This window comes from Streptomyces huasconensis (assembly GCF_021028635.1).
Lineage (GTDB): Bacteria > Actinomycetota > Actinomycetes > Streptomycetales > Streptomycetaceae > Streptomyces > Streptomyces huasconensis.
Genome location: NZ_CP086119.1, coordinates 1732594 through 1743934, shown reverse-complemented (window position 1 = coordinate 1743934; position 11341 = coordinate 1732594). Strand labels below are relative to the sequence as shown.

General features: G+C 73.2%; 11 protein-coding genes. 7 read left to right on the top strand and 4 right to left on the bottom strand.

Going from position 1 to position 11341, the window contains the following annotated elements:
* Positions 1–43: 43 nt before the first annotated feature.
* Together J2N69_RS07830 and J2N69_RS07825 are read right to left on the bottom strand one after the other, a co-directional pair.
* Positions 44–814: a DeoR/GlpR family DNA-binding transcription regulator gene (locus J2N69_RS07830; RefSeq protein WP_230900088.1), complete on the bottom strand. Its 771-nt coding sequence runs from the start codon at positions 812–814 to the stop codon at positions 44–46.
* A 237-nt stretch (positions 815–1051) separates the two neighbouring features.
* The gene (locus tag J2N69_RS07825; RefSeq protein WP_230900087.1) at positions 1052–1861 is read right to left on the bottom strand and encodes an NAD-dependent epimerase/dehydratase family protein; all 810 of its coding nucleotides are present in this window, start codon (positions 1859–1861) and stop codon (positions 1052–1054) included.
* Positions 1862–2104: 243 nt separating this feature from the next.
* Between J2N69_RS07825 and J2N69_RS07820 the strand changes: the two genes are divergently transcribed.
* From J2N69_RS07820 to J2N69_RS07810, 3 genes are all read left to right on the top strand, one after another.
* Complete coding sequence (locus J2N69_RS07820) at positions 2105–3070, top strand: 5-dehydro-4-deoxyglucarate dehydratase (protein WP_230900086.1); 966 nt, start codon at positions 2105–2107, stop codon at positions 3068–3070.
* Entirely contained in the window at positions 3067–4233 is a 1167-nt protein-coding gene (locus J2N69_RS07815) for a hypothetical protein (RefSeq protein WP_230900085.1), read from the top strand. Before J2N69_RS07820 ends, J2N69_RS07815 begins: the two co-directional genes overlap by 4 nt.
* Positions 4234–4350: 117 nt before the next feature.
* Complete coding sequence (locus J2N69_RS07810) at positions 4351–5703, top strand: S28 family serine protease (protein ID WP_230900084.1); 1353 nt, start codon at positions 4351–4353, stop codon at positions 5701–5703.
* Here the strand turns inward: J2N69_RS07810 and J2N69_RS07805 are convergent.
* Positions 5678–6886: an MFS transporter gene (locus J2N69_RS07805; RefSeq protein ID WP_230900083.1), complete on the bottom strand. Its 1209-nt coding sequence runs from the start codon at positions 6884–6886 to the stop codon at positions 5678–5680. The genes J2N69_RS07810 and J2N69_RS07805 overlap by 26 nt on opposite strands.
* A gap of 188 nt (positions 6887–7074) precedes the next feature.
* Here J2N69_RS07805 and J2N69_RS07800 point away from each other — a divergent pair, with 188 nt between their 5' ends.
* The 4 genes from J2N69_RS07800 to J2N69_RS07785 all read left to right on the top strand — a co-directional run bounded on the left by J2N69_RS07800 (position 7075) and on the right by J2N69_RS07785 (position 9708).
* Positions 7075–7680 carry a TIGR03086 family metal-binding protein gene (locus J2N69_RS07800; RefSeq protein ID WP_230900082.1) on the top strand — a complete coding sequence of 202 codons (606 nt, stop codon included), beginning with the start codon at positions 7075–7077 and terminating at the stop codon, positions 7678–7680.
* Positions 7681–7860: 180 nt separating this feature from the next.
* Entirely contained in the window at positions 7861–8610 is a 750-nt protein-coding gene (locus tag J2N69_RS07795) for a CPBP family intramembrane glutamic endopeptidase (RefSeq protein ID WP_230900081.1), read from the top strand.
* 13 nt (positions 8611–8623) lie between these two features.
* Positions 8624–8968: a PadR family transcriptional regulator gene (locus tag J2N69_RS07790; RefSeq protein ID WP_127912035.1), complete on the top strand. Its 345-nt coding sequence runs from the start codon at positions 8624–8626 to the stop codon at positions 8966–8968.
* Complete coding sequence (locus tag J2N69_RS07785; protein ID WP_230900080.1) at positions 8965–9708, top strand: hypothetical protein; 744 nt, start codon at positions 8965–8967, stop codon at positions 9706–9708. The genes J2N69_RS07790 and J2N69_RS07785 overlap by 4 nt, the downstream gene beginning before the upstream one ends.
* Before the next feature lie 85 nt (positions 9709–9793).
* On the opposite strand, the gene J2N69_RS07780 is transcribed toward J2N69_RS07785, so the two are convergent.
* Positions 9794–11242: a peptidoglycan D,D-transpeptidase FtsI family protein gene (locus tag J2N69_RS07780; RefSeq protein WP_230900079.1), complete on the bottom strand. Its 1449-nt coding sequence runs from the start codon at positions 11240–11242 to the stop codon at positions 9794–9796.
* Positions 11243–11341 lie beyond the last annotated feature (99 nt).

The window sequence follows — 11341 nt, the reverse complement described above, 5'->3', positions numbered from 1 at the left end:
CCGGGGTGCGCGGGGGCGGTGGGTGGTGCGCGGTGGGGAGCCGTCAGGCGCGGATGACCTGAGGGCCGAGGAGGGAGTAGCGGTGCGCCTCCGAGGCGGGCAGGCGGCTGCTGGTGACGATCACGTCCAGGTCGGGCACGCCCGCGAACCGGCAGAAGCTCGTCGCGCCGAACTTGGTGTGCACGCCGAGGAAGACGGTGCGCCGCGATGCCCTGATGGCCTGCGCCTTCACCTCGCTGACGGCCGGGTCCGGGGTGGTCAGGCCGTGCTCGCGGGAGATGCCGTTGGCGCCGATGTACGCCAGGTCGATGACGAACCCGGCCAGCATCTTGGTCGTCCAGTGGTCGACGGTGGCGAGCGTGCCCGGACGCACCCGCCCGCCGAGCAGCAGCACGGTGACGTTCCCGGCCTCCGCGAGGACGCCCGCGGTGGCGAGCGAGGCGGTGACCACGGTCAGCGGGCGCCCGGCCGCCGCGCCGGGCAGCGCCTCGGCGGTCAGCTGGGGCGTGAACCCCTCGTCGACGAAGACGGTCTCGGCGTCGCCGAGCAGCTCGGCCGCGGCGGCGGCCACGCGCCGCTTCTCCGGCACGTGCATGGTGGTGCGGAAGGCGAGGGTGGTCTCGAAGCCCGCGCTCTCCACGGGGTAGGCGCCGCCGTGGGTGCGGCGGACCAGGCCGTGGTCCTCCAGGGCGCGCAGGTCGCGGCGGACGGTCTCCTTCGCGACGCCGAGCTGGGCGGCGAGCGCCGTCACGTCGACGGAGCCGCAGTGGCGGGCCGCGTCGACGATCCGCCGCTGACGTTCCTCCGCGGTCATCGACGCCACCTTCTTCCCCTGGCCGAAGCCCTTGTCCGAAGCCCCTGGCCGGGGCGTGCCCGTTCGGGCCTGTGGGGAAGTTCTACAGCGCGGGCAAGGGGGTGACCAGGTGCGCAGCGGACACGATGCCGCCCGTTTGTGCCCGCTTGGCGGCGCGGTGGCCTGTGGCGCGGGCGGCGGTCGTGCCCGTTTCGGGGGTGCGCGCCGCCCGTTCGCCGCCCGGAGCGGGGCGGCGGGTCAGTGCGGCCACACCGGCGGGCGGGTGCAGAAGTGGCCGCCCAGGTGGGCGTGGTCGGGGTTGTCGGGGTCGAGTTCGCCCTGCTCGGCGATGAGTGTGGCCGCGTACCGCTCGGAGTCGTCCTGGGGGTCGTAGCCGAGCGCGCGGGCCGAGGAGAGGTCCCACCACAGGCGGGTGTTGGCGGACGAGCCGTAGACGACGGTGTGCCCGACGTCCTGCGCGGTGAGGGCCGCGTGGAAGAGCCGCGCGCCGTCGGCGGGGCTCATCCAGACCGACAGCATCCGTACGTTCGACGGCTCGGGGAAGCAGGAGCCGATGCGGACCGAGACGGTCTCCATGCCGTACTTGTCCCAGTAGAACTGCGCGAGATCCTCGCCGAAGGACTTCGACAGGCCGTAGAAGGTGTCGGGGCGGTGCGGGGTGCCGACCGGGATCAGCGGGTCGTCGCCGCGCGGCCGGGGCGTGAACCCCACCGCGTGGTTGGAGGAGGCGAAGACGATCCGCCGCACGCCTTCCTCGCGGGCCGCCTCGTAGAGGTGGTACGTGCCTTCGATGTTGGCCTTGAGGATCTTGTCGAAGGTGGACTCCAGCGAGATGCCCGCGAGATGGAGGACCGCGTCGACCCCGCGCACGGCCTCGCGCAGCGCCTCGCGGTCCGCGAGGTCGGCGACGATCGCGTCCGGCTCGCCCTCGACGGGGCGCATGTCGAGCAGGCGCAGTTCATGGCCGTGGGCCGGCAGGAGCCCGCGCATCAGCGTGCCGAGGCCGCCTGCGGCGCCGGTGAGCAGGACGGTGCGGGGAGCGGGCATGCGGGGTCTCCTCGGGCGGCCGTATGCATGGACGTACGGAGTTCACATCCGTAGACAACCTAGGGATCGGGTCGGGCCTCGTCAAGGGTCGTCGAGTGCCTCGCGGAGGCGATAGGTCCGGCCGATATATCCGCTCCCGCGTGGGCCGTTCGGCCGCTTGACCGGGCCTGCGGGCGCGCCTTAGCGTGGCGATGTTCAGGGATATGGACATGGATCAGAAACGTGCACGCTTAGGGAGAGTCCGTGACGTCAGCCCCTCTCGCTTCCCGACTCCGCGTCCCCAGCGGGCCGTTGTTCTTCCCGGTCACCGCGTTCGGACCGGACGGCTCCGTCGACCTGGGGGCCTTCCGCGCCCATGTGCGCGGCGGCGTCGAGGCGGGCGCCGCGGCCGTCTTCGCCTGCTGCGGCACGGGCGAGTTCCATGCCCTGACCCCGGAGGAGTTCCAGGAGTGCGTCGCCGCGGCCGTCGAGGAGGTGGCGGGCCGGGTGCCCGTCGTGGCCGGCGCCGGGTACGGCACCGCGCTCGCCGTGCGGTACGCGCGCCTGGCCGAGGAGGCGGGCGCCGACGGGCTGCTCGCCATGCCGCCCTACCTCGTCGTCGCCGGACAGGAGGGGCTGCTCCGGCACTACACCGAACTCGCCGCCGCCACCTCCCTGGACGTCATCGTCTACCAGCGCGACAACGCCGTCTTCACCCCCGAGACGGTCGTCGCGCTCGCCCGCGCCGAGGGTGTCATTGGTTTCAAGGACGGCCTCGGTGACATGGACCTGATGCAGCGCACCGTCAGCGCGGTGCGCGTCGAAGTGCCGGGCGACTTCCTGTACTTCAACGGCCTGCCGACCGCCGAGCTGACCGGCCTCGCCTACCGCGGCATCGGCGTGCGCCTGTACTCGTCGGCCGTCTTCTGCTTCGCGCCCGACATCGCGCTCGCCTTCCACCGGGCGTTCAACGCCGGGACCCCGGAGGGCGATGCCACCGTGAACAGCCTCCTGGACGGCTTCTACCGGCCCTTCGTGGAGCTGCGCTCCCTCGGCCGCGGCTACGCCGTCTCCCTCGTCAAGGCGGGCGTACGGCTCGGCGGCCTCGACGTCGGCCCGGTGCGCCCGCCGCTGCACGAACCGGCCGCCGAGCACGTCAAGCGGCTCGCCGAACTCGTCGAACGCGGGCGGGAACTGGTCGGCGGCGCGCACCCCGGGGCGGGCGCGTGAAGGCCGCCGCGTTCCTCTACCCCTGGGACGTCGTCGGCGACCCCGAGGCGCCCGCCCGCATCGCCGCCCTCGGCGTCCGGCAGGTCACCCTCGCCGCCGCCTACCACTCCACGCGCGCGCTGACCCCCCGCCACCCGCGCCACCGGATCGTCACCGCCGCGCACGCCGCCGTGCTCTACCCGCCGGGCGAGCGGTGGCAGGGCCGCGAGCCCCGGCCGTACGCCGCCGGGGACTGGGCGCCCGGCGACGCCTACGGAGAGGCCGCGCGGGCGTTGCGGGCCGCCGGGCTCGACGTGCACAGCTGGGTCGTCCTCGCCCACAACTCCCGCCTGGGCGAGGAGCACCCGGCGACCTCCGTCGTCAACGCCTACGGGGACCGCTACCCCTGGGCGCCGTGCATCGCGCAGCCCGCCACGCGCGCGTACCTCGTCGACCTCGCCGCGGAGGCCGCCGTACGCCCCGACGCCGACGGCACCGAACTGGAGTCGTGCGGCTGGTACGGCCTCGCGCATCTGCACGCCCACGACAAGACCTCGGGCGTCGCCCTCGGCGAGGCGGGCCAGTACCTGATGTCGCTCTGCTTCTGCGCCTCCTGCCGCCAGGGGTACGCCGGCGCGGGCCTGGAGCCCGACGGCCTCGCGGCGGCCGTCCGCGACGCCCTGGAGCCGCTCTGGCGCGGCCGGGCGCAGGACACGGGCTGGGCGGCCGTCGAGAGGCTCCTCGGCGTCGAGCGCGCGACGGCCACGCGCGCGTGGCGCGAGGAAACGGCCCGCACACTCCAGGAGGCCGCGATCGGCGCCGTCCGCGCGGCGGCCCCGCCCGGCTTCCAGGTGCTGCTGCACGCGGACCCGGTCGCGTACCACTGCGGCGCGAACGCGGGCGTCGACCCGGGGCGCATTCTCGGCGTGGCCGACGGCGTGGTCGTGCCGTGTACGGGCGGGGCGGGGGTCCTGGCCCCGTTCGTCGCACACGCGCGGGACGCGACCGTGCTGGCCGCCAACCTCACCGTGGTCGGCGGCATGGGCGGCAGCCCAGCGACCCTCGCCGCCGACGCGGCCCGGGCGGCGGAGCTGGGCGCCACGGAACTGCGGCTGTACCACGCGGGGTTGGCCTCGGACGCGGACCTCGCGCATGTGGCGCGGGCTCTGTCGGGCCAGGAGTGACCGGCCTGCCGCACGGCGTACGGACCCTGTCGCGCCCGAAGTGATCGCCGCTACGATCCGCGCACCACAACCGCCGCCTGCGCCAGGGACAGGTGCCAGGGGACAGAGGGAGACAAGGTGCGCAACAAAGCGATATCCGCGCTGGTCTGCGCGGGACTGATGGCGGGTGCCGCGGTGCTCGGCGGCGCGGCGCCCGCCGCCGCGGACGCCACCGCGGCGGCCCGCCAGGGCGATACGGCCGACACCGTCCGCGCACGCCTGGAGAAGATACCGGGCATGAAGGTCGTCTCCGTCGCGGACAAGGAGGGCCACCCCCTCTACACGCTGACGTACGTCCAGCCCGTCGACCACGCGAAGCCCCGCGGCGCCACCTTCACGCAGCGCGCCACGCTCTGGCACAAGTCCACGGACAAGCCGACCGTGCTCTACACCGGCGGCTACACCCTCCCCGGCGGCACCGCCTCCCTCACCCGCCTCATCGGCGCCAACCAAGTCAGCGTCGAACACCGCTACTTCGGGCCGTCCCGGCCCACCGGCCCCGCGGGCGACGACTGGACCAAGCTGACCGTCCAGCAGGAAGCCGCCGACGAGCACCGCCTCACCCGGGCCCTGCGCACCATCGAGAAGGGCAAGTGGCTGGGCACCGGCGCCAGCAAGGGCGGCATGACGGCGACGTACCACGAGCGCTTCTACCCCGACGACCTCGACGCGGTCGTCGCGTTCGTCGCGCCCAACGACGCGAACAACCGAGACGACAGCGGCTACGAGCGCTTCTTCGAGACGGTCGGCACCAAGGAGTGCCGGGACGCGCTCAACGCCGTGCAGCGCGAGATGCTCGTACGCCGCGACACGCTGCTCCCCAAGTTCGAAGCGGACGCCAAGGCCAACGGCGACACCTTCGAGGAGACCCTCGGCACCACCGACCGCGCCTACGAGTTCGCGGTCCTCGACCAGGTGTGGAACTTCTGGCAGTCCGGCACCGCCGCCGACTGCCCGACCGTGCCCGACGCGCAGCAGGCCACGGACGACCAGCTCTACGACTGGTCGAAGAAGCACGGCCTGAGCGTCTACCGCGACGAGGACCTCGGCACCAACGGCTCCGGCCCCTACTACCGCCAGGCGGCCACCCAACTCGGCTGGGCCGACCTGACGTTCAAGCACCTCAAGGGCGTCCGCCACCACCCGGACCTCTACCAGCCCAACTCGGTGCTGCCCGCCGCCATGCGGGGCACCTACAACAACAGGACCATCGCCGACGTCGACCGCTGGGTGAAGACCCGTGGACAGCGCATGATGTTCGTCTACGGCCAGAACGACCCGTGGAGCGCCGAGCGGTTCACCCCGAGCCACCGCGACTCCTACCGCTATGTGGTGCCGGGCGCCAACCACGGCGCGTCGATCGCCAAGCTGCCCGCCGCCGAACAGGCGGAGGCCGTCGCCACCATCAAGCGCTGGGCCGACGTGAAGTAACCCGCCCCCGGGCGCCGAAGAGCAGGGGCGCGGCGATCAGCAGCCGCGCCCCCGCGAGCACCGGGAGCAGGACGCGGACGTCCACGGACTCCACGAGGGCCGCGCCCGCCGCGATGCCGAGCGCGGTCGGCGTGAACATCAGCGTGTTGGCGGTCGCCGCCGCCCGCCCCAGCAGCGCGTCCGGCGTCTCGCGCTGCACCGCCGTCAGACCCGCGATCAGCACGCAGGGCAGGCCGATACCGTTCGCGAGACTCCCCGCGAGGACCGCCGCGTCGCCCGGCAGCGCGGTCAGGGCCGCCGCCACACCGGTCAGCGCGATGCCCGCCCCGCCGAACCGCCACGCACCCAAGCGCCGCATCAGCGCCCCCGACGCCACGCCCACCGCCACGGAGCCGGCGCCCTGAACGAAGTACAGCACTCCGGTGTACGCGGGCGAGTGGCCGAGCCCCTCCACGACCGCGTAGACCGTCGCACCACTGACCCCCGACGTCAGCATCGTCAGGCCGCCCGCCACCACCAGGGGCCGCAGCCGTTCGTGCCCCCACAGATACCGGGCGCCCTCGGCGGTGCGGGCCCGCAGGGTGGCGCGCTCCCGCACCGGGGCGGCCTCCCGCACCCGCAGCAGCGCGTACATGCCCGCGGCGAGTACGAACGTGACGGCGTCCAGGAGCGCCACCCGGGCGCCCCCGTACGCGGCGAACAGGCCCGCCCCGGCGAGCGGCGCCACCAGCTTCATGCCCTCGTTCGCGGACATCCGCAGGCCGTTGAAGTCGCCGAGCAGCTCCTTGCCGACGGCCGTCGGGACCAGGGCGGCCTCCGCCGCGTCCGTGACGACGCCGCACGCCCCGTACACCAGGAGGACGGCGAAGAGGACCCACAGCCGTCCGGCGGAGTCCACGGCGAACAGGGACAGGAGCAGCGCGCCGAGCGCGAGGTTGACGCCCACCAGGAGGGGTTTGCGGCGCGTGCGGTCGGCGAGCGTGCCGAGCAGCGGGCCGACGAGGGTGGGGGCCCACAGGGCCAGCTGGCAGAGCGCGGCGAGTCCGTCGGAGCCGGCCAGCTCCTTCACCCAGATCCCGGAGGCGAGCCACAGCGCGGAGGTCCCGAAGCCGGAGACCACCACCGCGCCCAGACAGAGGCCCGCGTCGCGGTCCCGCAGGACGCGTCCGATCGTCGAAGTCATGCCAGGTGATGCTGGTTCCTAAGGCCCCCGGCGCGGAATCGGGCGGTTTCCTCAAGGAGGGCCGATGAGTTCGGGGCGCGGGGCCGGTCCACCAGAGGAGACGTACCGAGAGGGCTGCCTCAGTCCGCGGCCTTGCTCGTGGTCTCAGCCCTCAGTCCTCGATACGCAGCCCTCCGTGGAGGCCCCCCATGACCGACGACCACCTCGACCTCGCCCCGCAGGCCCGCCTGGTGGCGCGGCTGGCCGAGCACGTCACGGACGAGCAGCTTGAGCGGCCCACCCCGTGCCCCGAGTACGCGGTGCGCCATCTGCTCGGCCATCTGCTCGGCCTGGCCCAGGCCTTCGCACAGGCGGCGCGCAAGGAGTTCGGGCCGACGCTGGACCAGAACCCCGCGAGCACCGTGCCGGACATCGGCCCCGGCTGGCGCGACGAGCTGCCCAAGGCCCTGGAGGCCCTCGCCGAGGCGTGGCGCGACCCGGCGGCCCGGCAGGGCATGACCCGGGCGGGCGGGGTCGACCTGCCCGGTGAGGTCGCGGGCCTGGTCGCCCTCGACGAACTGGTCGTCCACGGCTGGGACCTGGCGCGGTCCACGGGCCAGGAGTACGCGCCGGACGAGGCGAGCCTGGAGACCGCGCGGGCGCTCCTGACCCCCACGGGGGAGGACGGGGAGGAGGACGCGGAGCCGGAGGGCGGCCTGTTCGGGAAGCCGGTGCCGGTGCCGGACGGGGCACCTCTCCTGGACCGGGTGATCGGGCTGAGCGGCCGCGATCCGGAGTGGCGGCCCGCTGGCTGACGGCCCGCTGGCTGACCGTCCGCGGGCTGACGGTCCACAGGCGCTCGGCATACCGAGATAGGTTGCATTCCTGACTAGGTCGCTCTACGGTCTAGGTAGCTCAGACGCTCATGGGGTCGCGGGCACGTGCCACGGCAGAACGGCGCACGTCCGCGACCCCTTCGGGAAGGGGACCCCCGCATGACCATCTCGCCGGACTTCTCACCCGCCGCCACGGCCCTCACGGCCGTACTCGGCACCTACCTGCTGCTCGGGGAACCCCTGCTCGGCCGCCGCATGTACGCCTCGCTGGCCCGCCGCCGGGCCACCGAACCCGGCGCGCTCGTCGGCTACTTCCGCACCGCGCTCGGACTGTGGTGGGCCCTCGCCGCCTGCGCGGTCGCGGCGCTGCTGCTCTCGCCGGGCATGGCCGCCGCCGACCTCGGCATCGCCTCGCCCGACAAGCCCGCCGTCGTCGCGGTCGGCGTCCTGCTCGCCACGGTGATCGCGGTGACGTCCGGGCGCACGCTCCGCGACCTCGACCGGCAGGGCAAGCACGTGCCGGGCCGCGCCGCCGTCGAGGCGATGCTGCCGGGCACGCCCCGCGAGCGTGCCCTCGCCGTCGCCTTCGGCGTGACCGACGGCATCTGCGCCGAGTTCGTCTACCGCGGCCTGCTCATCGCGTTCGGCGTCGGCGTCCTCGGCCTCCACCTCTACGCCGCCGCCGCTCTCTCCGTGCTGGTCTACGCCGTCGCCGGGTACTACCAGGGCCGCCAAGGGTTCCTCGTCTTCGGCGCCTTCGGCGCGCTGCTCACCGGCCTCTACCTCGCCACCGGGAGCCTGCTCCTGCCCATGGCCCTGCACGTCGTCATCAGCGTGCGCGACCTGACGGTGCTCGCGCCGCCGACGCCGTCCGCGGCGCCGCTCACCGCGCCGCTCGCCACCAAGTGAAGGGCAGGGACACGTGACCGACCGCCGCGCCAGCTGGTTCAAGGGCGTACTCGACCTCCTCGTGCTCGCGAGTCTCACCGGCGGCGAGAGCTACGGCTACGAGATCGCCAAACTCCTCGGAGCAGCCGGCTTCGGACAGATCAAGGGCGGCACGCTCTACCCCGTGCTGAACCGCCTGGAAGAGGCGGGCCTGGTCGCCGCCGAGTTCCGCGCCGCCGAGAAGGGGCCCGGCAGGCGCTACTACCGGCTCACCGACGCCGGGCGCGAGACGCTCGGTGAACAGGGCGGCCTGTGGCTCGCCTTCGACACATCCGTACGCGAGCTCCTCGCGCAGGCAGGAGTGGAACCCACCCGATGAACATGCGAGACCAGCAGGACACTTACCTCACCGCCCTCGCCGAGCGGCTGCGCGCACACGGCCTGTCCGCCGACCGCGTCGAGGCGACCGTCGCGGACCTGACCGCGCACCTGGAGGAGTCGGGCACGAAGGACCCGGAGGCGGAGTTCGGCCCCGTGGAGGAGTTCGCCCGGCAGCTGGCCCCCGAGGCGGCCACCCCCGACGGGCCACCGGAAGAACACGTCGAGACCTGGCGCTGGACCGCCGACACCGGCGTCGACGAGGAGCTCCTGAACCGCTTCGGCGACCAGGGCTGGGAGGTCGAGCGCGTCGACGCCGTCGGCCGCTTCGTCAGCCACCGGGACCTCGCGCGGCCCCAGCGGTGGGAGTACCGCAGGGAGCTGATCACGCGCGGCCGCGAAGACCTGGACGCACGCCTCGCCCCCGACGGCTGGGAGGCGTGCGGGACCTGGGTGATCTACGCCTGGTTCAAGCGCCCCAAGGCGGCCAGCCTCGGCCCGGCGGCGGAGATCGCCGCGCCGCCGCCCGCCCCGGAGCGGACGAACTTCCTCAGCCGGAAGTTCTACGCCCTGCTCGCCTTCCTCGGGGCGGCCGTCGTGCTGGGCGGCATCGGGGCCGGGCTCGACGACGGTGACGCGAGCTCGGGGTTCGGCTTCGCGGCCGGGCTGCTGGCCGGCGCGTGCGTGCCGTTCGGGCTGATCGTCGGCGGGCGGCTGTTGCTCGCCCGCCGTAACCGCTGACCGTACGTACGCGGCTATGTACGTACGGCGGTTACGTACGTGAAGGGCCCCGGGGGTGCGCCCCCGGGGCCCGCGCATGTGTGCCTCAGCCCTTCAGCGCCGCCTCCATCATCGCCTTGGCGATCGGCGCCGCCAGGCCGTTGCCGCTGACCTCGTCGCGGGCCGCGCTCGACGACTCGATCATCACCGCGACCGCCACCTCCTGGCCGTCCGCGCCCTTGGCGTACGAGGTGAACCACGCGTACGGCGTCTTGCTGTTGTTCTCGCCGTGCTGGGCCGTGCCCGTCTTGCCGCCGACCGTCGCCCCGTCGATCCGCGCGTTCGAACCGGTGCCCTTCTCGACGACCGTCCGCATCGCCGACTGAAGGCCCTCGGCGACGGACTCGCTCATCACGCGCTGAGGGGCGCCCTCACCGAACCTCTCCAGGACGTCGCCGCCCGCGTCGGTGATCTGCGAGACCATGTGCGGGGCGGCGAGTTCGCCGCCGTTGGCGATCGCCGCCGACACCATCGACATCTGGAGCGGCGTCGCCGTCACGTCGAACTGGCCGATGCCCGACAGACCCGTCTGGGCCTTGTCCATGCCGGAGGGGTACACGCTCTTCGAGGCGCGCACCGGCACATCCAGCTTCTCCGCGTCGAAGCCCAGCTTCTCCGCCATCGCCCTGACCTTCTCCTGGCCCAGGTCGACGGCCATCTTGGCGAAGACGTTGTTGCAGGAGTACTGGAGCCCGGTGCGGATCGTCGCGTTCTCGCACGGTGCCGAGGGGTTCTCGTTCCGCAGGACCGTCGTCGTGCCCGGCAGCGTGTACGGGTTCGGGCTCGCCGTCTTCGCGTCCACCGAGGAGTAGAGCCCGTCCTCCAGGGCCGCCGCCGCGACGACCAGCTTGAACGTCGAACCCGGCGGCAGCGGCTGGCGCATCGCGCGGTTCACCATCGGCTTGTCCTCGTCGGACGTCAGCGCCCGCCACTCCTCGGAGTCCGTGGAGCCGCTGATCTTCGACGGGTCGTACGACGGCGTCGAGACCATGCCGAGGATCTCGCCGGTCTTCGGGTCCAGCGCGACCGCCGCGCCCTTGGTCTCCCCGAGCGCCTTGTACCCCGCCTTCTGCACCGCCGGGTCGATGGTCGTCACCACGTCGCCGGGGTCGGCGCGCTTGTCGGTGACCGTGTCCAGCGGCTTCTTCAGGCGGTCGTCGGTGCCGTCCAGGAGATCCTTGTAGATGCCCTCCAGCTGCGTGGCGCCGTACACCTGAGAGCTGTAGCCCGTCACGGGTGAGTAGAGCGCGCCGTTCTTGTACGTGCGCTTGTAGGCGAGGTCGCCTCCCTTCGTGCGTGCGGAGCCGGTGATGGCCTCACCGCCCACGATGATGTCGCCCAGCGGGTGCGCGTACTGCTCGATCGCGTTGCGCCGGTTGTGCTTGTCGTCCGCGAGCGCCTTCCCGTCGTAGAACTGCACCCACGTCGCCCGCACCAGCAGGGCGAGCACGAGCAGCAGAGCGAAGACCGAGGCGCGCCTGATCGTCTTGTTCATCCCACGGAAGGACGAGCGGAGCGGACGGTTTCGTTCCCTTCTGATCCGCTTGCGCCCGTTTTCTCAGAAACTCCTCATGAACCAGGCGCTCTCATGCAG